General features: G+C 58.7%; 19 protein-coding genes and 1 pseudogene. 7 read left to right on the top strand and 13 right to left on the bottom strand.

Annotated elements, in window-relative coordinates:
* Nucleotides 1–273 precede the first annotated feature (273 nt).
* The 4 genes from DC522_RS24630 to DC522_RS24615 all read left to right on the top strand — a co-directional run bounded on the left by DC522_RS24630 (nt 274) and on the right by DC522_RS24615 (nt 6,606).
* A complete protein-coding gene (locus DC522_RS24630; protein ID WP_116531246.1) occupies nt 274–1,371 on the top strand; it encodes a glycosyltransferase in 1,098 nt (365 codons plus the stop codon).
* A gap of 168 nt (nt 1,372–1,539) precedes the next feature.
* Entirely contained in the window at nt 1,540–2,934 is a 1,395-nt protein-coding gene (locus DC522_RS24625) for a hypothetical protein (RefSeq protein WP_116531245.1), read from the top strand.
* Nucleotide 2,935: 1 nt separating this feature from the next.
* Nucleotides 2,936–4,948: a glycosyltransferase gene (locus DC522_RS24620; protein ID WP_116531244.1), complete on the top strand. Its 2,013-nt coding sequence runs from the start codon at nt 2,936–2,938 to the stop codon at nt 4,946–4,948.
* Between the two features lie 2 nt (nt 4,949–4,950).
* Nucleotides 4,951–6,606 carry a Wzz/FepE/Etk N-terminal domain-containing protein gene (locus DC522_RS24615; RefSeq protein WP_116531243.1) on the top strand — a complete coding sequence of 552 codons (1,656 nt, stop codon included), beginning with the start codon at nt 4,951–4,953 and terminating at the stop codon, nt 6,604–6,606.
* A gap of 377 nt (nt 6,607–6,983) precedes the next feature.
* Here the strand turns inward: DC522_RS24615 and DC522_RS24610 are convergent, their stop codons facing one another.
* The 4 genes from DC522_RS24610 to DC522_RS24595 all read right to left on the bottom strand — a co-directional run bounded on the left by DC522_RS24610 (nt 6,984) and on the right by DC522_RS24595 (nt 11,405).
* The gene (locus DC522_RS24610; protein WP_116531242.1) at nt 6,984–8,303 is read right to left on the bottom strand and encodes a polysaccharide biosynthesis/export family protein; all 1,320 of its coding nucleotides are present in this window, start codon (nt 8,301–8,303) and stop codon (nt 6,984–6,986) included.
* Nucleotides 8,304–8,356: 53 nt separating this feature from the next.
* On the bottom strand, nt 8,357–9,373 hold the full coding sequence (locus DC522_RS24605; RefSeq protein WP_116531241.1) for a glycosyltransferase: 1,017 nt from the start codon (nt 9,371–9,373) through the stop codon (nt 8,357–8,359).
* Nucleotides 9,374–9,606: 233 nt separating this feature from the next.
* Nucleotides 9,607–10,376, bottom strand: a protein-coding gene (locus DC522_RS24600) for an IS5 family transposase (RefSeq protein WP_116531240.1) whose coding sequence is annotated in 2 segments (ribosomal slippage) — nt 9,607–10,055 and nt 10,055–10,376 — 771 coding nt in all. Because the reading frame shifts where the segments join, the coding sequence is not laid out codon by codon here.
* Between the two features lie 303 nt (nt 10,377–10,679).
* Nucleotides 10,680–11,405, bottom strand: coding sequence for a sugar transferase (locus tag DC522_RS24595; protein WP_116531239.1), 726 nt, complete (start codon nt 11,403–11,405; stop codon nt 10,680–10,682).
* A 526-nt stretch (nt 11,406–11,931) separates the two neighbouring features.
* Here DC522_RS24595 and DC522_RS24590 point away from each other — a divergent pair.
* The 3 genes and pseudogenes from DC522_RS24590 to DC522_RS24580 all read left to right on the top strand — a co-directional run bounded on the left by DC522_RS24590 (nt 11,932) and on the right by DC522_RS24580 (nt 13,041).
* Nucleotides 11,932–12,135, top strand: a complete 204-nt coding sequence (locus tag DC522_RS24590; RefSeq protein WP_116531238.1) for a hypothetical protein — start codon at nt 11,932–11,934, stop codon at nt 12,133–12,135.
* Between the two features lie 193 nt (nt 12,136–12,328).
* Nucleotides 12,329–12,424 (top strand): annotated as a pseudogene (locus tag DC522_RS37400) (winged helix-turn-helix domain-containing protein); the annotation flags it as partial.
* Nucleotides 12,382–13,041: an IS630 family transposase gene (locus tag DC522_RS24580; protein ID WP_116531237.1), complete on the top strand. Its 660-nt coding sequence runs from the start codon at nt 12,382–12,384 to the stop codon at nt 13,039–13,041. The pseudogene DC522_RS37400 and the gene DC522_RS24580, both read left to right, overlap by 43 nt.
* Before the next feature lie 475 nt (nt 13,042–13,516).
* Here the strand turns inward: DC522_RS24580 and glpK are convergent, their stop codons facing one another.
* The 9 genes from glpK to DC522_RS24535 all read right to left on the bottom strand — a co-directional run bounded on the left by glpK (nt 13,517) and on the right by DC522_RS24535 (nt 23,707).
* Nucleotides 13,517–15,016, bottom strand: a complete 1,500-nt coding sequence (gene glpK, locus DC522_RS24575; RefSeq protein WP_116531236.1) for a glycerol kinase GlpK — start codon at nt 15,014–15,016, stop codon at nt 13,517–13,519.
* Between the two features lie 89 nt (nt 15,017–15,105).
* The gene (locus tag DC522_RS24570; protein WP_371680416.1) at nt 15,106–16,809 is read right to left on the bottom strand and encodes an ABC transporter substrate-binding protein; all 1,704 of its coding nucleotides are present in this window, start codon (nt 16,807–16,809) and stop codon (nt 15,106–15,108) included.
* A gap of 150 nt (nt 16,810–16,959) precedes the next feature.
* The gene (locus tag DC522_RS24565; RefSeq protein WP_116531235.1) at nt 16,960–17,241 is read right to left on the bottom strand and encodes a DUF2160 domain-containing protein; all 282 of its coding nucleotides are present in this window, start codon (nt 17,239–17,241) and stop codon (nt 16,960–16,962) included.
* 10 nt (nt 17,242–17,251) lie between these two features.
* Complete coding sequence (locus DC522_RS24560) at nt 17,252–18,028, bottom strand: carbohydrate ABC transporter permease (RefSeq protein ID WP_116531251.1); 777 nt, start codon at nt 18,026–18,028, stop codon at nt 17,252–17,254.
* A gap of 104 nt (nt 18,029–18,132) precedes the next feature.
* Nucleotides 18,133–19,029, bottom strand: a complete 897-nt coding sequence (locus tag DC522_RS24555; protein ID WP_116531234.1) for a carbohydrate ABC transporter permease — start codon at nt 19,027–19,029, stop codon at nt 18,133–18,135.
* Nucleotides 19,026–20,126 (bottom strand): ABC transporter ATP-binding protein, encoded by a 1,101-nt coding sequence (locus DC522_RS24550; RefSeq protein WP_116531233.1) that lies wholly within the window; start codon nt 20,124–20,126, stop codon nt 19,026–19,028. Before DC522_RS24550 ends, DC522_RS24555 begins: the two co-directional genes overlap by 4 nt.
* 10 nt (nt 20,127–20,136) lie before the next feature.
* Nucleotides 20,137–21,225, bottom strand: a complete 1,089-nt coding sequence (locus DC522_RS24545) for an ABC transporter ATP-binding protein (protein ID WP_116531232.1) — start codon at nt 21,223–21,225, stop codon at nt 20,137–20,139.
* A gap of 11 nt (nt 21,226–21,236) precedes the next feature.
* Complete coding sequence (gene glpD, locus DC522_RS24540) at nt 21,237–22,763, bottom strand: glycerol-3-phosphate dehydrogenase (RefSeq protein ID WP_116531231.1); 1,527 nt, start codon at nt 22,761–22,763, stop codon at nt 21,237–21,239.
* A gap of 164 nt (nt 22,764–22,927) precedes the next feature.
* Nucleotides 22,928–23,707, bottom strand: a complete 780-nt coding sequence (locus DC522_RS24535; protein WP_116531230.1) for a DeoR/GlpR family DNA-binding transcription regulator — start codon at nt 23,705–23,707, stop codon at nt 22,928–22,930.
* Nucleotides 23,708–24,661: the final 954 nt, after the last annotated feature.

Below are 24,661 nucleotides of genomic sequence, written 5' to 3'. Positions count from 1 at the left end.
GACCGTTACCTCGAGGTGAGTCTTCTTCCATGAGCTTCAATCGCCATCCTGAACGAGCCCGTCTTCTCCTAGGGATTGCCCCGGCATGGTCCTGCGAGTCCCAGAGCTCGGCGCTTAAGACATTCATGCATGGCTGTCCTGTTAGATCGACGGTACGCTCAATTCACCACAATGACTTCTGCCCGTTGCCAGATCCAGTTTTGAGCAGCGCTCCATAGGTGAGGCTGCAAGCTCGGACCTAAAGGCTTGCAACAGGAGAACGAGGTCTGCACATTGAAGATCGCAATTATTCACTACTGGCTTGTCGGAATGCGCGGCGGAGAGAAAGTGATCGAAGCTCTCTGTGAGATGTTTCCCGATGCGGACCTCTTTACGCACGTGCACGTTCCTGGAGCGGTCTCACCGACGATCGAACGGCATCGCATCGAGACGAGCTTTGTGTCGCGGTTTCCCCGTCCGGCCAGATTCTATAAGTCCTACCTGCCCCTGATGCCGATGGCGCTCGAGCAATTCGATCTGCGCGGCTACGATCTGATCATTAGCTCAGAGTCCGGACCAGCCAAAGGCGTGATCCCTCCGGCGGGAGCAGTGCACCTTTGCTACTGTCATTCGCCGATGCGGTACGTGTGGAATATGTCTCATGACTATCAGGAGAAGTCGTCGAGACTGAGCCGATTGCTGATGGCGCCGCTTTTGCACTATGTAAGATCTTGGGATGTCTCTTCAGCAAGCCGCGTCGATGCCTTTGCGGCAAACTCAAAAACAGTCGCCAAGCGTATACGATCATACTGGCGGCGAGAAGCTGACGTCATCTTCCCGCCTGTCGATGTCGAAAGCTTTTCACCCTTACCGAAAGATGAAATTGGCGAATTCCACCTTATGGCCGGGGAGCTCGTCCGGTACAAGCGTCCCGACCTAGCCGTCGAAGCATTCAGCCGGTCTGGTCAACGTCTGGTGGTAATCGGCGGAGGAGAAATGCTCTCTGAGCTTCGAGCCAAAGCCGGTCCCACGGTCACGTTTCTTGGCCACCAACCCTTCAACGTATTGCGCGATCATTATGCTCGCTGCAAATCGCTCATCTTTCCCGGTGAGGAGGATTTCGGGATCGTTCCGATCGAAGCCATGGCAAGCGGCCGTCCCGTTGTCGCCTTTGGGCGCGGCGGGGCGACAGAAACTGTTGTTGATGGAGTGACGGGAACGTTCTTTGGAGAGCAAACGGTCGAGGCTCTGCTGGACGCGGTAGATCGATGCGAGAACGCCCGTCTCGACCCCACGCATGCGGTGGCCCGATCGCGGATTTTCGGCAAAGATGTTTTCAAGGCATCCATGGCCGAATTTGTACAGCGCTCCCTTGCTTCTGCGGCGGCCTGAGGATGGTGCTAAAGCCTCTCCATATTGTCGGTTCGCCTCATTACGGATCAAGCTTAGGAGGGACAACTCCCCATATCTGGAGATCACCTTGCCTCGTAACGGACGAACAATCGCATCTCAATTGGTTTGCGATGATATCGAGCTTCGATCATCCGTGGGTGCTGTACCATGATTGAGCCTATCGGTTTTGCTACCATCACCATTGGCGTGCTGTGCATGCTGATTGGCCAGCGCGCTGCTTCCTCTGTTTTGATCGTGACTACCTTGTTGGGCTCTGCCGCCGCTATACTGATCGGCTCGATCAACATTCAGCCAGCCCACCTCTTCCTTGCCTTTGTGGCCTCAGTCACGTTCACCCACCGCCGAGAGGCGGCTGCTGCGATCGAGGCCATCACTCCACCGAAGCCAGGATTCTGGCTTGCCTGTCTAGTGTTCTATGGCGTGATAAGCGGCTTTTTGCTGCCGCGTCTTTTGGCTGGCAGCACTTTCATCGTCCCGCTCGGCACCTCGGAATATGCTGGCAAGGTCGTGCCCTTAGGTCCAGTGTCGAGTAATCTCACCCAAAGCGTCTATTTAGCTGCCAATCTTGCCTGCTTCACGATGATTGTAGCGATTGCTTCAACTCGCGGCGGTTTCGAGGCTGTTACCAAGGCCCTGATTGCCTATGCCGCAGTCAACGCTTTATTCGCATTTCTGGATCTCGGCACCTACGCTACGGAGACCCAACGTGTTCTCGACTTCATGAGAAACGCTCGGTACACCCTCCACCACGAGGAGGAAGTGGCCGGATTGAAGCGTATTGTCGGCTCGTTCACGGAAGCGTCGTCCTTCGCGCGCTCCACACTTGGGGCCCTCGGCTTTACCGGAACATTGTGGTTATGTGGACATTACTCCGCGTGGACCGGCCCCCTCGCTCTCATCTCGCTTGGCTTGGTTGTTTTGTCGACATCGTCAACAGGCCTTGCCGGAGTATTCCCGGTAATGCTGATGCTTTACGTCACAGCATTGCAGTCCTCAGGTCTTCATGCAAGTCGGCGGAACAGTGCCGCGGTTGCACTATTCGCTCCGCCCTTGGTGCTTTTGGCCCTCATTGTCGTGCTACTTGACGCTGAGACTTCAGCAACAATTCGCGAGTACTTTAATGTCGTAGTTCTTAATAAGTCGACGACGCATTCGGGCATAGAGCGAAGCTCCTGGAACACCCTTGCCCTGCAGAATTTCTTCGACTCGTGGGGATTTGGCGTAGGCCTTGGAACCAGCCGCACGTCGAGCATTCTTCTCGCGTTGCTTTCCAATGTCGGATTGCCAGGCTTGATCTTTTATGGCCTCTTTACGGCATCGGCTTTCAGGCGTCGGCATGGAACCGTGCGCAGTTTCCCATTCGATGTTCGTTTGGCCGCGCGTAACGCCTGTCTCAGCCTTCTTGTCGGCGACCTCATGGCGAGCCCAACGGTCGACCAGGGTTTGTTGTTCTACATCCTTGCCGGCTTAGCCTCTGCAGAGCCGGAGTTTGGCGCAGCAAGTAGGACTGTGGGCGTGCACGGGCGACTATTGGAACAATGAGATGAGTACGACTGCAGCTTTTGGAGTCAATGGTCGTTTCTTGGCTCAGCCTGTGACGGGAGTGCAGCGATATGCGAGGAACGTGGTCACGGCTATAGATAAAGCGCTTTCAGAAACAGGCGCTACGGCACCAATCATCGCTCCACATCAGGCAACTGATCCCGGTTTGGCGACAATGCCGCTTGTCAAGGCGGGACCCTTCTCCGGACATGTGTGGGAACAAATCGTACTTCCCGCGCAATGGAATCGGCGCTTACTCAATCTTTGCAACACTGCCCCCGCCCTCAAAACGGACCAGATCGTATGCATCCACGATGCGAATGTGTTTATCGCACCGGACAGTTATGGTCCCGCCTTCCGCACTTCATATAGCAGCCTTCAACCACTTCTGGCTCGACGCGCTGCCAGGATAACGACCGTCTCAGTTGCTTCTGCACAGCAGATTGCCAAGCATCTCCCGGTTCGAGCTGCAGACATCGCTGTTCTGCCGAATGGTCATGAGCACGCTCTCGCATGGGACCCGGCGCTCGCTCGCATTGCCCGTTCCGTCCTAAACAGCGCCTGTGATCGTTCTGATCGCGGCTTTGTCCTCGCCCTGGGATCCCGAGCACGTCACAAGAACTTGCGGCTTATCCTCGACGCCGCCCCGGAGTTTGCGACACTCGGTCTCGATGTGGTCATCGCGGGCGGGGGTGCCGATATCTTTGCTCCAGAAGCTCTGCAATCTGCTCCCAATGTCAAGATGATGGGTTATGTCACCGATCATGATTTGGCCTTCTTGCTAGAGCGAGCCATATGTCTTGTTTTTCCGTCATGGACGGAAGGATTCGGCCTTCCCATCCTCGAGGCTATGGCACGCGGCTGCCCCGTTGTGTCTTCAGACCGTGCCAGTATGCCTGAAGTCTGCGGCGATGCGGCTCTGATGGCGCCGCCTGACGATCCTGCCGCCTGGATCCGGCACGTGCGTAGGCTTGCTGAGTCGCCGACCCTCCGGCAAGATCTTGCCGGGCGGGGAAAAGAACGCGTGCGTTTGTTTTCCTGGACGGCAACGGCCGCTGGTTACATTGAACTCATGCACAAGCCGCTCTCTCGCTCAAACCATTGCCGCGCAGACGATTCGTTGCTCCCCAAGGTTGCGGTTATTGTCGCAACACGCGGGCGGCCAGAGATCGTGACGGCTACAGTGCGTCGTCTCATTGAGACCCAAACCCTGACACCGGCGACATTGATAGTTTCGTGCGTTGACCCGGAAGATACCGGCGATTGTGCTCTCCTGCCGGGAGTCACGGTCGTGACCGGCCGAGCAGGGCTGGCCGCGCAACGAAATGCGGCCCTAGCGGCATTGCCGGACGGCATTGATGTTGTGGCGTTCTTTGACGATGACTTTGTGGCGGATGCCGGATGGCTAGCGGCCGCGGCCCAAACTTTTCGGGACGAGCCCGACGTCGTGGGCTTCACAGGTCACGTCCTCGCCGACGGGATCAAGGGTCCCGGCTTAACTTTCACCGAGGCTGTTCACATCGTGGAATCGGCCAATGTCGAGGATGGACGGTTATATGTGGAGCCGTTCAGCCCGTACGGGTGCAACATGGCATTTAGACTATCGGCCGTTGGCGAACTGAGATTTGACGAGCGCTTGGTACTCTATGGCTGGCTTGAAGATCGTGACTTTGGTGCGGCACTTGCTAAACGGGGAGGTAGACTCGTCAAATGCGCGACCGCCCTAGGCGTACATATGGGAGCTAAAAGCGGCCGTGTCGCAGGGGATCGACTCGGCTACTCCCAAATTGTCAACCCAATATACATGCTGCGCAAAGGGACAATCACCTTGGGGCAGGTGGCCGACCATCTATTTCGTAATATTTCAAGTAATCTGGCACGTGCAGTGCGTCCAGAACCGTTCATCGATCGGCGGGGCCGACTACGGGGCAATCTCCGTGGAATCGCTGATGTATTGCGTGGCCGCCTTGAACCTGAGCGCGCCGAGGCGATCAGGCCGACAGCAGGGAAGTGATCATGTACAGAGGAATCATACCCGGAAAGCGTTCCACTCCTATCGGTTGGCCCGTCGTTGATGATCCACCGGAGACCTCAGAGGACGGCCCGCTTGCTCTCGCAAGAGCGGTGATCGCGACCGCCAAGCGGCACAAGTTGCTAATGACTGCCTGGATTGCGATCTGCGTGGGGCTGGCAGCCTTCTATGCACATACAATCCCGCTGTCCTATACAGCAACAGCGACTCTCGTACTTGAGCCGCAACGTCAGTCCCCTGCTTCTGGGAACGATGCCGTGTCGGCACCCGCGCTCGATACAAGCCGAGCTGAAACCGAACTCGAAGTGATCCGGTCTGAGCGCCTCCTGGCCAATGTCTTCGAGAGTTTAGCTCTTGCGACGCACCCTGAACTCTCATTCCAATCACCAGGATTGATTGGACAGCTGCATGGACGCATCAAGACTATGCTGGGCATGCTGCCTACACGTGCGCCCACCGCAGAGGAGATCCGTCAAATAGCCTTCATCAACTTCGCACAGCGGGTCGGCGTGCGACGCATCGGTCAGGCCTATGTCGTCGAGGTATCGTACACGTCGTCGGATCCAACCTTCGCTCGACGCGTTGCGAATGCGATCGTGTCGGCATACCTCTGGCAATCGATCGCGTTCAAATCCGATGCAGCCCGGGAGGGCGGAGAGTTCATCCAGGGGCGCGTCAATGCTCTATCCGCTCAAGCAAAGGCAGCTGCGAGAGCAGTTGCTGCAGGCGCCCTCCCGGATGCGCCGACGCCAGATGCGGATGCCCGTGTGATCGGGGCTGCGCTCCAACCTCTCGGCCCGTCAGCTCCGCGCACGGGGCTCATTATTGCGCTTGGTGGGCTTCTTGGCTTGATCAGCGGCATGTTCGCCGTAGCGTTCGGAAGTGTTCGTGATCGCCGGATCCGCACCCCTGAGAGTCTCACGAACGCTGCAGGAATTCCTTGCCTGGCGACGGTGCCTGAGGCGAGCCGCCGCAAGGGCTCCACACGCCTCTCGGAAGCAGATATGCGCTCACTGGTATCCTCGGAGCCTGAGAGCGCCTTTGCAGCGGCCATTCGCGACCTGCGTACATCTATCTATTTGCCTCGTACATTAGACCGGCGCGACGGCAATCACACTGTTGCATTCGTCTCATGTGACCCTCAGGCGGGATGCACTCTGCTCTGCACCAACCTAGCCTATCTCCTCTATGAGAGCGGCAGCAACGTGATGCTAATCGATGCAGACATCCACCGCATAGGAAGCGGTCTGAGCTACCAAGTTCCTCTCACGAAGGCTTCTCTGGCCGATATGCTTGCGACCGGCGCATCCGTGGACAAGTCAACCTTCGCGAACCTCGATGGAATTACTCTGATCCCGGCCCGCTCTCACAGCTCCCGTGCAAACCACTTGGCCTATTTGGGCGCTCCTGAAATGGCGCGGGTCATCGACTATGCACAGAAGGAAGGCGAGGTTCTTCTAGATCTGCCACCGCTTAGCGTGGGGGGCTCCGCAAAAGCTGGCGCGATACACGCCGATGCTATCGTCATCGTCGTCGAAGCCGGCCGCACTACGACCGACGAACTCATATCTGCGGTGAAAGCGCTGAAAGGCGTCGGGGCCAACGTTATCGGTGCCGTCCTTAATCGCGTCAATTCCTAAAGCATCGGACCCGAGAGTGGACCTGCACTCTCGGGTCCGATGCTTCCTTTCTAGGACAGCGGGTCGTCGACATTGGAAAACCGGATCCGCTTTTCACTAACGCTGTCGTGCGGGGCGCTGGCGCGGACCTTCGGTTCCCCCGATGCTCTAGAACTTATCGTCCAGAGCTGCTTCCGCTGGTGTGATCATCGCCATCGATTGGCTTGCCTCACCAGACCTCAGATGCGCCTGAGGCTGCTACTCCGGGGCCGGAGAGCTCACATGATCCGGTCCAGAAGGCCAGAACTCCATTTGCCAATCCTGACGTCGAGTTTGGCTTTGTGGCGGATGACAGAGGGCGTGTTTCCTCCACGTCTTTCCAGTGGTTCTGGCTTTCCTCACCGCGACAGTGAGAGACCGCGATCTGCCTGCACAGTAGCCCGGGAACTTGCTGCAGCTTTTGGATCTGACGCGCCTCTGCGCCGGCTGTCCCGAGGCAGAGAAACCCGAAGAACGTCCCCAGGCAGAATTGCATCTCCCTCGCCTGCTGTCCAAGTAACTGGACCAGATGGAGTCACCCGAGTCAGATCAAAAGTTGGAACCGGATCTTTGTCATCATCACTAAAACCGGGAGATTGCATCTCTGCATTGTATAGGAGGCGCTCCAAGGTCCTCACCTCCTCTGCGATTTGATCGAGCCTGGAACGAATGACGGCTGTATCATCCAGCGCCTCCTTGCGGTAACGGGCGCGGACCTCAACACTGTCGCGGTCGGCGCGTGCCAAGCCCTGCTGGGCCCGCAATGTCGCCACTTGGACGTCGAGACGATTGCTTTCGATGCTCGCTTGACTGTTTTCCGCAGCAAGCTGGCGCGGCGTCACCGTAAGGCCCTTCGCGACGAGGCCGTTGACCACGTCAAGCTCTTTTCGACTCATGTCAAGCAGCCGGTCAAGCGACTTGGTCTTTACTTCCAGTGATGTCAGCTCCTGCTTGAGAAGAACCTTGGATTTCTCAATTGCCTCAATTTCAGAATTCAGCGCATTCCTTCGAGCCTCGAACCTGAGCGTCTCCTCCTGCATAGCCCTCACTGCTCGGGGATCAGCCGCGCGCTCGGCCAACTCGGCGGGGTAGGTTACGGCCTGTGCGTCAGAGAGCTCAGCTGACAGACGTACCAACTTGGCTTCCAGTGTAACCCGCTCAGCATCAAGGGATCGCAGTTTCCCTCGAGTTGTTACGATCTCGCGCTCAACACCTGTGACGTCCGCGGAGCGCAAAATGCCTTGAGCAGTACTCAGGGCTTTAAGGACGGTCAGGCCGGGCTCAAAATCGTACTTGCCAGGTTGCTGCACTGCGCCGATCACGAAGAAGGGCCGATATCGGATCACTTCAACCGACGCTGATGGCGTTTCAGCGAGATCGGCCGTTTGCTTGAGAGTTCGACTGATGACTTCCGCCAGCTTGGCTGTCGTTTCTCCGACGGCTTTGACCTCGCCCAGGATAGGGAGAGATACTGCTCCATCAGCGCCGACAGAAAATTCTCCGTTGAGTGCAGCCCAAGAGTAGATTTCCGCTGCATTCTTGCGGAGAGTGTGAACACGGATCATCAGACGGTCTTGTGGACCGAGGACATATCCGCCTTTCGTGTCATCAAGGGCGTATACCTGAGCGGGAGCTCCCGTAAGAGCTAATACCAAAGCCATCATACGAACAAGGCTCATGCGCCTTTCTCCGCGGCACAAGCCGTCTCGTCGTCCGGCCCACAATGGAGTCCTTACCGCCACGCGACTATCTCCTTCAAAAAACCGATTGTCGACCGGTGACCAACTTTGAACCGGTAGGCAAGAAGAGCCCTGGCCCTGTCTGTTGGCAGCAATAAAGCAAGAACAAAGAAGATCGCCATGGCGATCTTACTTTTTGGAGGATATTGTGTGCTTGTGAGTTTGTACAGCAGCCACACCAAATTGCTGATCGACGGTCTTCGACCGAATGCAACTGCGAGGCAGAAGCTGCGCTCTCGAAAGTAGTAAGCCTCCTGTGAGGGAATCAGCTGTAATTTGTCGTTGCACCGCAGGATGATCTGACGAAGATGGTCCATCCTCGCGACAAAGCGATGAATGTCTCGCTGAAGGGTAGCCACATCTGGCATGCGGCCTAAGCCGGAATCGTTGCGACCATGGATCCGATAGCGACCGAGTTCCTCCGACAGACTCACCACGTCGCCCATAAACGGCGCGGCAAATAGAACAATGCCATCGACAGCTGTGTCATAATCGGCCTCTCGTAGGAGTTCACACAGATCTCTGCGGAAGACGTTCCCGGAGGTTGGCGGCGTCCTGTAGACACCTGTTCGAAGGACTTGCCGTGCCAGGTTACTGCGATCTCGGAACGCTTCGAGCGCGGGCGGCGCCTTACTGATGACGTTACCGTCTGCATCAATTCGAGTGAGGGAAAACTGGAGCTTCGAAACGTTGGGATCGAGGTATTCGAGAATGGTATCAAGGGCACCGGGCTTCAGTTCGTCGTCAGCATCGAGAAACAAGACGAAGGGCGCCGTTGTCCGATCCAGACCAAATAAGCAGGCTGCTCGTTGCCCCCCATTATTGATCCTGAAAGCAGTGACGCCGGAACGGGTGATGACGTCCCACGAATTGTCAGTCGAGCCATCATCAACGACGACAAGCTCGCAATCGTCACGTCCTTGGCTTACAACGCTCTGAATAGCACGGCCTACGAATGCCTCGTAATTGTAACAAGAAATAACAATGGCTAGCTTCGGAGTGACGTGCATGCAAGTTTCTTACCTGGTCATATCCGGGCAATAGTATATAGCGACGCTAGACTGGCGCAGGCAGGAATGGCAATTATCCCGACGGGGTAGGCATTCCGATCGAGGTCCACAGGCTTTACAGACGCCCATGAACGATCGTGAACACGGACGTGAAAGCTCTTATCGCTGTCGCGTGGCAGGAGACGAGATCCAACGATGACACCCAATCGCATCTTGAAGGCCGCTAGGCCCTGTTAGCGCTTGAGCCAGTCGAGAGCCGCGGCGAGGCAGAGAATGCCCATGAAGGATGAAGCTGTCTTCCCGTAGCGGGTTGCAACGGCTCGCCACTCCTTGAGCCTGGCCCAGAGGCGCTCGACGACATTGCGATTGTTGTAGATCCAGTCTGGGCAGGCGACCGGTGCCTCATGGCGTTGCGGTGGGATGGCCGGCTTTGCTCCCATGCTCCAGACATGCCCGCGGAAGCTGCTGCTGGTAGAGCCGCGATCGGCCACAACCCAGGTCGGCACACCCGGCAGGCTGTCGAGCAGCGGAACGGCTTGGGGCAACTCATGCGCCTGACCGGGCGCAATCCGAAAGGCAATCGCCCGTCCCAGGCTGTCGGCGATCACGCAAGCCTTGGTGCCATAGCCGCCACGAGAACGACCAAGCGCTTCACGATGGTCTCGTTGAGCTTGAGAGCCCCTTTTCGGCGAGCTCCGGCCGCCTTCTGATGAGCGCGCACGCTGGTGCCGTCCAGGAAGGTCATGCCGAGCTGGATGCCGCGCTCCTGCACCAAGTTCAGCAGGCGCTCCCAGACACCCAGACGCGCCCAGCGGATGAAGGCTTGAGCCGCCCGCCACCATGGGCCCAGTTCCGCCGGCACAGCGCGCCACCTGGCGCCATTCTCATGGCGCCAGAGGATCGCCTCAAGGGTACGACGCAGATCCTGCGGTGAGGTTTTGCCCTTCGGACGGCACTGCTCCACCAGTGGCTCCAGCATTGCCCATTGTGCATCCGTTAGCATGACTCCTCCTTCAGGCAGGACGAGCAAAACGCATCGCGACACAATGAGTTCAAGCTCTAACAGGCCTTAGTTCCCTGTACGCATGGATATACCTTATTGAGCACCACTGAATCTCCCACTGACGTAAAGCGCTCGGCCGAAGCCCATGCAGCTTCTCGCCTGATGGGCTGCGTTCGAAACGGCAAAGAGAACAAAACCTCAACTCTCCTCTCTGCTGGCGCTTTGTCTCACGGTGTAGATCGCATATGCGCATCTTCAGGGACTAACGGCTCCCATCGTAGAGTCCGACCAGAGCTCAGGGTCTCAATAGCTTCCTTTGGCGAAAGCGACTGCTGGTATCGTTCTGATGATGATCTGTATGTCAGTTAGCAGCGACCATCGCGAAACATAGTTGGTATCGAGACGCACACGCTCTCCGTAAGTAGTGTCATTGCGGCCGCTGATCTGCCATGGACCAGTTATACCCGGGCGCGCGCGTAGGTAGCTGCTCGCGTTCGCTCCATACTTGGCCAGTTCCTGTGCGACAACCGGTCTGGGTCCCACAACGCTCATCTCACCGCGGAGAACATTGATCAATTGCGGAAGTTCGTCGAGACTAAACTTCCGCAAGACAGCGCCAACTGGCGTTATCCGCGGATCGTTCTTTAGTTTACGGGTTTGCTCCCACTCACGACGTGCATCCGGGCAGTTCTCAAGATGTCTCCGGAGAATTTCGTCGCTGTTGGGGAGCATCGTACGAAACTTCAGACAATCAAATTCCTGTCTGTTGAAGCCGACACGTCGATGTCTGTAGATGACAGGGGTTCCGATTGAACAAGCTATCAGGACCAGTGTCATGAGAAACAGCGGGGCAAGAACAATTAACGCAGGCACGACCAGTGCCAAATCCAGCGCACGTTTCGTGTAACTGCCGATTGGACGAGGACCATGCTCGCGCCCCTTGACAGCGCGATCTGCCTTCGCAGGTAGCCGTTCTTGGGTCCTCGAAGCGTCCGAAGGAGAGGCATCAAAAGACTTTGGGAACACCATAAGTTACCCCGTGGTTGCTGCTGAACCGCTCCTGTCAGATACAGGCGAGAGTGAGTTTCGCTGGCGTATATTTGTTGTTTGGTGCGTCTGCACGCGCAGATGACTACACAGGCGGCACAATCTTGAGCGGAATTGAACCTAACCGACTTCTGCGAGGCTGCAAGCCTAGCCAGAAGAGCTATGTCGCCTGAGATAAGGTGTTGCACTAGCCAAGAGGGTCAGCAAAATTGCTCAATAGTGGATTTCCCACTGACAAGAATGATTGACCTATACTCGTCAAGTATGAGCTCGATCTGATCAAAATGAATATACCTTGTGCAAAATCTGACCCCGTTTCTCATCATCCCGCTATACTAAGTTGGCAGAATGTCCCTACTCCGAATTCGCAGCAGATTTCCTGAAATTCGTGCTGCTGTGGGAGCGAACCGCGGTACAATACCCATCCACTGAATTACTGACTCGCATTTGCGATGGTGTGCCTGACGTGATTCACTGATGGCTAGGGGCGCTGTTGATGGAAATCAGCATGGCTGCCCTCCGGATCCGCCAGGACTACTCGCCATCAGACCTGCGCACACGTGCGGCCCGTGAGAAGGACTGCCGGGCCGCCCTGCGGCTCCTGGCCATTGCCAATGCACTGGAGGGCATGACCCGCGCGGAAGCCGCTCGGCTGGCCGGCATGGAACGTCAGGCCCTGCACGATGCGCCAGAAAAAGAAGAGAGCATCTGATCGATCCCTGAAGTGCAAGTCCACTTTTGGGTCCGAGGCGCTAGCGCTTTAATGCGGAATGCCCTGACGCTCTCCACGACCGCCCGCGCTCTGGCCGCCCGGAGCAGCTTACTCCGGGTCAGCAGGCCGCGCTGAAGGCGCACATCCTACGCAGGCCTCAGCCGGAGCGTGATGGGGGGTCAGCGCCTGGTGCCTGGTCGATCTGTGCGAGCATGTCGAGCAGACTTATGGCGTCAGCTACAGCCAATGGGGCCTGTCCCGCCTGCTCAAGCGGCTGAACCTGTCGCGTCAGAAAACCCGACCGTCACATCCGAAGGGCAGTCCGGCCGCGCAGGCGGCGCTCAAAAGGACCTTCCCTCAAAGCTGCGCACCATCGCGGCTGAGCATCCTGATGCACGTCTTCAGCTCTGGTGTCAGGACAAGGCGCGCTTTGGCCAGAAGGGGCAAACCACCCGGGTCTGGCACGAACGCGGCGTGCGCCCACCGGGCGTGGTCGACCGGCGCTTTGAGAGCCTGTACCTGTTTGCCGCCTGCCGACCCAGGACGGAGGAGGCTTTCGCGCTGGCGCTGCCACGGGTGAATGCTGACGCGATGACGGTCTTTCTGGAGCACTTCTCGCGCCAGCTTGCGCCGGGCGTGCACGCTGTGCTGATCCTGGATCAGGCCGGCTGGCACGATCCGCGGGCCTTGCACGTGCCGGAAACCATCACGCTTCTGCCGCTGCCCTCCGCCTCGCCCGAGTTGAACCCGGTGGAGCGGATCTGGCTGTATCCCCATCGTGTGCTCGGTGACTATGACGCGGTGCTCGACGCGGTCTGCCGCGCCTGGAACAGGCTCCTCGACGAGACAGGCCGGCTCACAAGCCTGACGGCTTACCCGTATCTGACCGCGTCAGGAATTCCGTGAGCGGGTATAAGGCCGGGTTATCCCGCGCTCGGCATTTGGGGCTTCAATCTATTTGAGGCATTGGACAACGGTGTCATTACATTTTTGTCTCGCCGCGATCCTTACAGCGGACGTAGTCCTTGTCATGAGTTGGAAAGCGCCGGATCATGACTTCCTACGCGATTCCACAGGGCGGGGACCGGTATCGGTGCCGCCTGTAATGCCGGCTCGACAGCTTCGGGCTCATTCAGCAATGATCACCGGACAAGGTGCGCGCAGAGATCTCCGGGCGGGCTCTACCCTGTTCCCGATTGCGCGAGGTGATGATGTGGAGCTCACACAGCTGAATTCTCGTGCAGGAGCGCGGCATCCAGTTCGGGATGACGTTCCTTGATGGGACCAGGGTGCGCACTCGCCAGAAAGCTGCTGAGGCGCTTCGAAACGGGGCTCTCATGCTCAACGAGACGATTCGTGCGGTGCGATGAGTGAGTCGGAACTACCGAGGCGGGTGCGTCAGCGTTCGTGAAACAGCATCACGCCAGCCGTTCACTTTCTCTACCCGCAAGGTCTCTGGCAGAGAGGGCAGAAAGCGCGTCTCCAGGCGCCACATATCGGCAAAAGTCACAGGGTCCGGAAAGATTCCGGCATGCAGCCCTGCAAGATAGGCCGCGCCCAGGGCGGTTGTCTCCTTCACCTCAGGTCGATCGACAGGAGCCCCAAGGATGTCGGCGAGGCGCTGCATCGCCCAATCGGAGGCAACCATGCCACCGTCCACACGCAGCACGGTTCCCTCTCCGTCGTTAGCAGACCAATCATCGTGCATGGCATTCAAGAGGTCGAGCGTCTGATAGCAAACGCTTTCCAGGGCCGCGTGAGCGATCTCCCGCGGGCCAGTAGCCCGGGTGAGGCCGAACAGAGCCCCGCGGCAATCTGGGTCCCAGTATGGCGCGCCGAGCCCAACGAAGGCCGGTACGAGGTATACGGATTGAGCAGGATCCGCTTCGCGGGCCAGCTCACCGGACTCGGCGGCGCTCTTGATGATGCCGAGCCCATCACGCAGCCACTGCACGGCGGCACCCGCAATGAAGATCGAACCTTCGAGGGCATAGGTGGGTTTGCCGTTAAACTGGTAGGCGATGGTCGTCAGAAGGCGGTTGCGGGAGGCGACAGGCGTGTCTCCGGTGTTCAACAGCGCGAAACATCCGGTGCCGTAGGTCGACTTGGCCATGCCGGGCGTGAAGCAGGCTTGCCCGACCGTCGCTGCCTGCTGGTCTCCGGCAACGCCGCAGATCGGGATCGCAGCCCCAAAATGCTCAGGCAGACTCGTGCCGTAGGACGCAGAACAGTCACGCACCTCCGGAAGCATGGAGCGTGGGATACCGAAGAGGTTCAGAAGATCGTCGTCCCAATCGCCGCGGTGAATGTCGTAGAGAAGCGTGCGGCTTGCATTCGTGGCATCGGTAGCGTGGACCTCGCCCCCGGTCAGACGCCACACCAGAAACGTATCCACCGTTCCAAACGCGAGTTCACCCCGCTCCGCGCGGCCGCGGGCACCCGGAACATTGTCGAGAATCCAGGCGATCTTGGTGCCGGAAAAATAAGGATCCAGGAGCAAGCCGGTACGTGATCGAATAAGATCCTCATGCCCATCGCTCTTCAACCGCGCGCACAATTCCGCCGTCCTACGATCCTGCCAGACGATCGCCCGATGGATCGGCTGGCCTGTGCGGCGATCCCAGACAAGCACCGTCTCGCGCTGGTTGGTGATGCCGATAGTCGCCACATCCGCAGGACGCGCATCCGCCTTGCGGAGCGCCTCGCGGCCCATCTCCACGACGCTCTCCCACAGATCTTCTGGCTCGTGCTCGACCCAGCCGGATGCGGGATAATGCTGAGGAAACTCCCGTTGCGCGACGGAAACGATGGACATGTCCGCCGAGAACAGGATGGCGCGGGACGACGTGGTCCCCTGGTCTATCGCGAGAACAAGGCTCATGACTTCCCCGGAACATTGTGTCTGAAGGATGCTTCAGAGCACAGGGATTCTAATAGACCCCGCCCTCGTAAGGGCGGGGCCGGACCTGGTTAGCTGCGCTTCGGCGGATTGGCCGGCCAGCTCTTGATGAGCGTGTCGTAATCGACCGTCTCACCCTTCGGCTTCTCGTTCGCAAGCTTGCGCTGGGGCGCGATATTACCGGAGGCTTCGGCCTTCTTGAACCATTCCTCAGCAGAGGTCTTCGGGTTCAGCTTCGGGCCGCACTCGCCCTGCACGTTGGCACGTTCGAGACGGCCGAGCACCTCGTCCTGGGCCGCGGCAAGCGAGTTCATCGCTTCCTGCGGGGTCTTGGCACCAGAGGCTGCGTCACCGATGTTCTGCCACCAGAGCTGAGCGAGCTTCGGATAGTCCGGCACGTTGTTGCCGGTGGGCGTCCACTGCACGCGGGCTGGCGAGCGGTAGAACTCGATCAGGCCGCCGAGCTTCGGCGCACGATCGGTAAAGCTCTGGTGCCAAATGTCGCTCTCGCGGATGAAGGTGAGGCCGACATGGCTCTTCTTCAGCGAGACCGACTTCGAGGTCACGAATTGAGCGTAGAGCCAAGCCGCCTTGCGGCGTTCGACCGGCGTGGACTTCAGAAGCGTCCAAGAGCCTGCATCCTGGTAGCCGAGCTTCATGCCTTCCTTCCAATAGGAGCCATGCGGCGAAGGAGCCATGCGCCATTTGGGCGTTCCGTCCTGGTTCACGACCGGCAGGCCTGGCTTCACCATGTCGGCGGTGAACGCCGTATACCAGAAGATCTGCTGGGCGACGTTGCCTTGGGCAGGCACAGGGCCGGACTCGGAGAAATTCATGCCGTTAGCCTGTGGCGGGGCATATTTCTTCATCCAGTCGAGATACTTGGTAATTGAATAGACGGCAGCGGGACCGTTGGTGTCGCCACCGCGTTCGACGGAGGAACCGACTGGACGGCAGCCTTCCATGCGGATGCCCCACTCGTCCACGGGCAGACCGTTCGGAATGCCCTTGTCGCCATTGCCCGCCATGGAGAGCCACGCATCGGTGAAGCGCCAGCCGAGCGACGGATCCTTCTTGCCGTAATCCATGTGACCGTAGACCTTGACGCCGTCGATTTCCTTCACGTCGTTGGTGAAGAATTCAGCGATGTCCTCATAGGCCGACCAGTTCACCGGCACGCCGAGATCGTAGCCGTACTTGGCCTTGAACTTCTCCTTCAGATCCGGGCGCTGGAACCAGTCATAGCGGAACCAGTACACGTTCGCGAACTGCTGGTCCGGCAGCTGATACATCTTGCCGTCGGGCGCTGTGGTGAAGGACTTGCCGATGAAGTCGTTGATGTCGAGGGTCGGCGAAGTCACGTCCTTGCCTTCGCCCGCCATCCAGTCGTCGAGCGCGACCGCCTGCTTGTAACGAAAATGCGTGCCGATGAGGTCGGAATCGTTAACCCAGGCGTCGTAGATGTTGCGGCCGGACTGCATCTGCGTCTGGATCTTCTCGACCACGTCGCCTTCCTGGATGAGGTCGTGGGTGAGCTTGATGCCGGTGATTTCGGAGAAGGCCTTGGCGAGAACCTTCGCCTCGTATTCATGGGTCGTGATCGTTTCGGAAACCACGTTGATTTCCATGCCGGCGAAGGGCTTCGCGGCATTCACGAACCATTCCATTTCCTTGAGCTGCTCGTCCTTGGAGAGCGTCGAGGGCTGGAACTCGCTATCGATCCAGCGACGGGCCTCTTCCATGCCCGCCAGAGCAGCGCCGGTGCCAAGCGCCATGGCAATGACGCTCGTCGAGACGAAGAGCCTCAAGCGCCGATGAGATTGGGTCAGTTTCATTTGTTCCTCCCAAACGATGCCCTGTCCGGTTTTCACCGTTGTCTTCTTCGGCACGGGCAATCCGAAGAAATTGTTGGAGCCTGTCTCCTCTCACACCGTGCGGAACACCAGCGCGGCGTAAAGGAGCGACAAGCCCGATGCCCACCATAGGTCAGGCCCGACAAGCCCGAGCCATACGAGGTGGATGAAGGCAGAGCCCAACAGAGAAATGAAAAGGCGGTCACCGCGCGTGGTCGGAATGCGTAAGGCTCCGACACGCTCAGTTTCAGGCCGATAGATCGCCAGTAAGGTCATGATGACGAGCAGCCCCGCGATGCCGGCAAAGAACAATCCGGTCTGCCATGTCCAGGCCATCCAGCTGAGATCTGGCATGCGAACCTCCTTAGACCCGACCCAGGGCGAAGCCCTTGGCGATGTAGTTGCGGACGAACCAGATCACGAGCGCGCCGGGGATGATGGTGAGCACGCCTGCCGCAGCGAGCAATCCCCAGTCCATGCCGGAAGCCGACACGGTACGCGTCATGGTGGCCGCGATAGGTTTGGCGGTGACCGAGGTCAGCGTGCGCGCGAGCAGCAGCTCGACCCAGGAGAACATGAAGCAGAAGAACGCAGCGACGCCCACGCCTGAGGCGATCAGCGGCATGAAGATCTTCACGAAGAAGCGCGGGAAGGAATACCCGTCGATGGCGGCCGTTTCGTCGATCTCGCGCGGTACGCCCGACATGAACCCTTCGAGGATCCAGACCGCAAGAGGCACGTTGAACAGACAATGCGCCAATGCGACGGCCCAGGGCGTGTCGAACAGGCCGATGGCCGAATAGAGATTGAAGAAGGGCAGCGCGAAGACCGCCGGCGGCGCCATGCGGTTGGTGAGCAGCCAGAAGAACAGATGCTTGTCGCCGAGGAAGCGGTAGCGCGAGAACGCGTATGCCGCGGGAAGTGCGAAGGCGATCGACAGAACCGTGTTGATCAGTACATAGGACAGCGAGTTGATGTAACCCGAGTACCAGCTCTGATCCGTGAAGATGGTGATGTAGTTGTCGAAGGTGATGTTGCGCGGCCAAAGCGTGAGGCCGGAGGTAATCTCCGTGTTCGTCTTGAGGCTCATGTTCACGAGCCAGTAGATCGGCAACATCAGGAACAGGATATAGAGCGTCATCACCACCACGCGCCCGTTCACGCGCGGGCCGGCAAGGGCCTTGTTCGTAACGAGCGGCGTTGCGGAGCTCTTGACGTCGGATGGCCGGATAGCAACGGAATCGGTCATGCCTCAATCCTCTCCTTCTGCGCATCCACGTTGGTCATGATGGTGTAGAAGACCCAGCAGATGGCAAGAATGATCAAGTTGTAGACCAGCGACATGGCAGCCGCCTTGCCGAGGTCGAATTGTCCGAGCGCCAGCTTCACCAGGTCGATGGACAGGAAGGTCGTGGCATTGCCCGGGCCGCCGCCGGTGAGCACGAAGGGCTCCGTGTAGATCATGAACGAGTCCATGAAGCGCAGGAGAACGGCAATCAGCAGCACGCGGCGCATCTTCGGCAGCTGGATCGTGCGGAACACGGCCCAGCGAGAGGCGCCATCGATGCGGGCCGCCTGATAATAGGCATCCGGAATCGATTTCAGACCGGCATAACACAGGAGCGCGACAAGGCTCGTCCAGTGCCACACATCCATGACGATGATGGTAATCCATGCGTCCAGCGGATCGCCCGTGTAGTTGTAGTCGATCCCGAGAGAGTTCACGACCCAGCCGAGCAGGCCGATGTCGCTGCGGGCGAAAACCTGCCAGATCGTGCCGACCACGTTCCACGGGATCAGCAGCGGCAGCGCCATCAGCACGAGGCTGAGCGCCACGGTCCAGCCCTCGCGGGGCATCGACAAGGCGACCAGAACGCCGAGCGGCACTTCGATCAGAAGAATGATCGCTGAGAACAACAGGGTACGCCAGAGCGAGTCGAAGAAGCGTCCGCCAAGATCCGTCGAGGGGTCCAGCAGCTCCTGAAACCAGCCGACGCCGTTCCAGAAGAACTGGTTGTTCCCGAAGGTGTCCTGCACGGAATAGTTCACCACGGTCATCAGAGGCAGAACTGCCGAGAAAGCCACGATGAGAAAGACGGGCAGGACCAGGAACCAGGCCTTGTTGTTGAGGGTCTTCGTCATGCTGCATGCCCTCCCAGTGCTTCACCGGCAACCAGATGCCCATCGGCATAGATGTGGATGTGGTGAGGATCGAGATGGAGCGAAGCCTCGTCACCACTGACGGAGAGATTTTCAGGGACGCTAGCGGCCAGTACGCGCCCGTTCATCTCCACGCGCGCGATGCGTGCGCGGCCGATGTCGTCGATGCGCCTGATCCGCACGGGCAGGCCCCTACCCTTCGGCTGGAGCTGGACGAACTCGGGCCGGATGCCGAGCTCGATCCGCTGAGTTCCCGGCAGGTTGCGATAACCGCGCTGGAGAGCCACGGGTTCGTTGCCGAAATAGGCGGTTGAGCCCTCTACGCGGCAAGGCAGGATGTTCATGCCTGGAGAGCCGATGAAGTGGCCCACGAAGGTGTGGGCCGGACGCTCGAACAATTCGTCGGGTGTTCCGGTCTGCACCACCGCGCCGTCATGCATCACCACGACCTTGTCGGCGAAAGTAAGCGCCTCGGTCTGGTCGTGCGTGACGTAGATCATAGTGATGTCGAGCGCGCGGTGAATTTCCTTGAGAGTGGAGCGCAACTGCCACTTGAGATGCGGATCGATCACCGTCAGCGGCTCGTCGAAGAGGATCGCGGCCACGTCCGGACGCACGAGGCCGCGCCCAAGCGAGATCTTCTGCTTCATGTCAGCCGTGAGGTTGCTCGCCTTGCGGTTAAGTACGGAGGTCAGGTCGAGCAGACACGCGATCTCCTCCACCCGCTGAGCCGTCCTGTCCCGCGGAACATGGCGGTTCTTCAGCGGAAAAGCGAGGTTCTCGCGCACCGTCATCGTGTCGTAAACGACAGGAAACTGGAACACCTGCGCAATATTACGGGCTTCCGTCGGCAGGTCCGTCACGTCGCGATCATCGAACAGGATACGGCCACGCGTGGGCCGCACTAACCCTGAGATAATGTTGAGAAGAGTGGTCTTGCCACAGCCGGAGGGGCCGAGCAGCGCGTAGGCACCTCCCTGGCTCCACACGTGGTTGATCTCCTTCAGCGCATAGTCCTGCGGAGCCTGTGGGTTCGGCTTGTAGGCGTGGGCGAGATGATCGAGTGTGATGCGGGCCATGGATCTCTCCTCATGCGGCTTTCTGTGCCGTGCTGGCGGCAGCAAGTCGGCCCGTCGGATCGAACAGGAAGAGGTGGCGCGGGTCGAGGTAAGCGGTGATGGAGGCCCCCGGCTCCAGACGTCTCACACCTGGTACAAGGGAGACGAACCGATGCTCCCCGGCATCGAGATGTACATAGCTCTCGGAGCCCGTGATCTCAGCAACGGACACAGAGGCGGGAATAGTGATCTCATCATCGCCCGAGGATTCGAGGCTTAAGTGGTGAGCCCGGAAGCCCAATGTGTAATCCCCATCAGGAACGGTCGCGAGAATATCGGTGGCGCGTATCTGTCCACCCGTGCTCAATGTTGCGGACCCGCCTGATTTGCGGATCGTCAGCGTGTTGAGCGGCGGATCGGAGAATACGCGCGCCGTGACAAGATTTTGCGGCTTGCGATAGACCTGTGGCGTCGGGCCGAATTGGGTCACGCGCCCTTCGAACAAGGTCGCCGTGTTGCCGCCGAGAAGCAGCGCTTCTGTAGGCTCTGTCGTCGCATAGACGAAGATGGCGCCGGACGCGGCGAACACGCGCGGCAGCTCCTCGCGCAGCTCCTCACGCAGCTTGTAATCAAGATTGGCCAAGGGCTCGTCGAGCAGCACGAGGTCTGCTCGTTTCACCAGAGCACGCGCGATGGCTGTGCGTTGCTGCTGGCCTCCGGAGAGGTTCAGAGGCTTGCGGTCGAGATAAGGCTCGAGCTTCAAGAGTTTGGCCGCATCGCGCACACGCGTCTCGATCTCGGAGGTCGGCAACCCAGCGACCCGCAGTGGCGAGGCGATATTTTCGTAGACGCTCAGCGATGGATAGTTGATGAATTGCTGGTAGACCATGGCGACGCTGCGCCGCTGCACGGGCCAGCCAGTCACGTCCTTGCCATCGACGAGAATGCGACCGCTCGAAGGCGCATCAAGACCCGCCATAAGCCGCATGAGAGACGTCTTGCCGGCTAGCGTTGCCCCGAGGAGAACATTGAGGGAGCCTCGTTCCAGAGTCACGGAGACATCATCGATATGCACCGATGCTCCGACTCTCTTCGATACTCCTTCCAGAACAAGAGTCATTGGCAATTCCTTCAGGCCGCGCTGGAAGTAGCGGCGTTGCGCATGAACATGTCGAGAGCCTCAGCCTGGGCTGCTGAAAGCCTTAGGCCCAGTTTGCTGCGCCGCCAGAGCACATCATCGGCGGTGAGCGCCCACTCCTGATCCATCAGATATTGAACTTCACGCTCCGTGAGACCTGCACCGAAATCCTGCCCCATATCCTTCATGGAGCGAGCACTCCCCACGATGTCCCGGGTGCGGGTGCCATAGGCGCGCACGAGGCGTGCAACGAGGGCTTGGTCCAGGAACGGATACGCAGTACTCAACTCCGCCACTAACGCCTCGTAACCCGTCTGCGGGAAATCACCGCCCGGAAGCGGCGCCTCGCCCGTCCAAGCAGGCTTTTGCGCCGCCGGAAGATGACCTTTCAGCTTTTCGAGAGCCGCTTCGGCAAGGCGTCGATAAGTGGTGATCTTCCCCCCGAAGATCGACAGCATCGGCGGCTGGCCACCTGGAGCATCGAGCACCAACACATAATCACGCGTGGCTTCCTGCGCTTTGGATGCACCGTCATTATAGAGCGGGCGGACGCCTGAATAGGTCCAGACCACATCATCCCGGCGAACAGGCTGCTTGAAGTACTCGCTGGCCGAGGCACAGAGATAGGCGATCTCCTCTTCGGTCGCCTTCACCTGGGCCGGATCGCCATTGTAATCCCTGTCCGTTGTGCCGATCAGTGTGAAATCGTTCTGATAGGGAATCGCGAAGATGATGCGATTGTCGTTGTTCTGGAAGATGTAGGCGCGATCGTGCTGGAACACCTTCTTGACAACGATATGGCTACCCTGGACGAGCCGCACGGACGCGGAACTGTCGGCTCGGGCCACACCGTTCAGCACCTTCTCCACCCATGGCCCCGCTGCATTGATCAGCACCTTCGCTCGAATGCGCTCCTGGAGACCGGTTTGCAGGTCTTCGGATGTGACGATCCAGTGGCCTCCGAAGCGCTCGGCGCTGACAACGCGTGTGCGGGTTCGGATCTGTGCCCCACGCTCCGCTGCATCGCGAGCATTCAGCGCGACGAGGCGTGAGTCCTCCACCCAGCAATCGGAATACTCAAATCCCTTGGCCAGATCCGGCTTGAGAGGAACTCCGGCAGGATCCGTTCTCAGGTTGAGCGTCCGGGTCGGCGGCAGGAGTTTTCGGCCACCAATATTGTCGTAGAGCGCCAGTCCCAGGCGCAGCAGCCATTGCGGTCGCAAGCCTTTGTGGTGAGGCAGGACGAAGCGGAGCGGCCAGACGATGTGAGGCGCGATGCGCCAGAGCACCTCGCGCTCCATCAGCGCTTCGCGTACGAGGCGGAACTCGTAATACTCGAGATACCGCAAGCCACCATGGATGAGCTTGGTCGAGGCAGAGGAAGTGCCGCTGGCGAGGTCGTTTTGTTCAAAGAGAATGACGGACGCCCCTCGCCCGGTCGCGTCACGGGCGATCCCGCATCCATTCACGCCACCACCAATGATGGCAACGTCGAAGGTCGCTTCCTCAAGCGAGTCCACCGCCGCTCCTCCCAAGCCCCAGCTTGTATTTTCGTTTTTATGTTCGTTTGAAGCTACTCAGTCTCCAAAACGAAAGCAAGGCCCGCCAAACGAAATTAGCCAGAAGAGACGAAAGTATAAGAACATAGTCTCGCACCTTGCCCAATGGGCCTCTGTGGCCGAGGCTACTCGCCGAAACTCCCTACTTCCACGACCTCGACCTGCGAGGCCTCACAGACTTCCCGTAGTTGCGGTGACGACAGCGTGTCCGTTACGAACAGATCGACTTCCCGAAGATGTCCAATCCGGACAGGCGCAGAGCGCTCTGCCTTGAGATGGTCGGCCACAAGAACAACTTTTCGGGCATTGTCGATGATTGCCCGTGACACCCGCACTTCGCGCACATCAAAGTCCAATAGCGAACCATCCTCGTCGATAGCCGAGGTGCCGATCACGGCATAATCCACCTTGAACTGCCGCACGAAATCAACTGCAGCCGAACCGATGACGGCGCCATCCGCGCGCCGCACAGGCCCTCCGGTCATGATGACCTCGATCTTGGGGTGGCGATACAGGATATTGGCAACGTTGAGATTGTTGGTGATGACGAGCAGCCCCTCGTGATCCTGGAGCGCCCGAGCCACCTCCTCCGTGGTCGTCCCGATATTGATGAAGAGAGAGCTGTTGTTGGGGATAAGACGGGCGGTCGCCGCACCGATGGCCTGTTTCTCGGCCTGGGCTATGAGACGCCGGGCCTCATAGGCGACGTTCTCGACACCTGAGGCGATGATGGCACCTCCGTGAACCCTGGTCATCAACCGTCGCTCGCAGAGTTCGTTCAGATCCTTACGGATGGTTTGCTGGGTCACCTCAAGGCGGGCAGCCAGCTCATCCACGTTCACCCGACCCTGGAGGCGTGCAATCCCGATGATTTCCTGCTGGCGGGGAGAAAGCACCTGTTCCATGGCTTGAGCTTTCGTTTTTGACGCCGATTATGAAAGAAAACGAACCTCAAGCGAAGCATAGCGCTGTCGCCGGGTCAACCTAAGCAGTAGAGTTGCCTCAATGACGGCTCACTCACGCCGCCAACCCGGCCACATGAATAAGAAATCTCGGCGTCAAAAGAGGGTATCCGGCCTTACCAAGCTGCGGCCTTTGAAGATAGCTCAGAGGGAGAAGAGCAAGTCGGAGCTGAAGATATGTGATCGGCGGGTGTGGTGACCGCGAATGCGCTCACGAGCGAGATGGCAACCAAGCCGCACCATCATTTCTGAATCAGAGACTGTCTATAAGATCGAACCGGAGAACCCGGAGGCCTTCAGCAACTGGATTCAAGTTATCGAAGATATTCGCCCACCCCGGCGAACCACATAATTGCTTCTTTGCCTTTTCGACAATTTGGTGGGTCTCTGAGATCAGGGAGAGACGAAGACCTTAGTGCCCTAAACATGATCACGTCTATCATCCGCACTTCGGGCACTCCTTGATCATTCGAGCTTCGCGCACAAGTGGCCAGTCTCAATCCCGCTCTAACTCATCAGCCCCATGCGCTCGGCTACGCTCTCTTCCACGGACTGGCCGGTGGGCGAGTTCCAACCATTATCCATAAGATTTATTGCCTAGCTCGTCCTGGTATGGTTAACACCGTCCCATGAACGACCGGAACACACACCCGGGCAACGATGCCCTTGCGAAGATCTGTGATCTGCTCTTGTTGCTGTCTAGTCTCGGCTTCTTGGGCATAGCGCTCGATGCTGTTCTCGGCTGAAACGAGGCACTGGCATCGGCATGGTAGAGGATTCGGCATGGTAGAGGATAATGATACGAGTGCAGGTTCTGGACTAAGAGCGCCTAACAAAACCGTTTGCATTGGTTGAAGCAAATGAGAGCACATCCAAGCGTGGTGAAGGCCAGATGGA

It is taken from the genome of Microvirga sp. KLBC 81 (assembly GCF_003075415.1).
GTDB lineage: Bacteria > Pseudomonadota > Alphaproteobacteria > Rhizobiales > Beijerinckiaceae > Microvirga.
The sequence above is the reverse complement of the archived record's forward strand: the minus strand, read 5'-3'. Positions and strand labels throughout refer to the sequence as shown.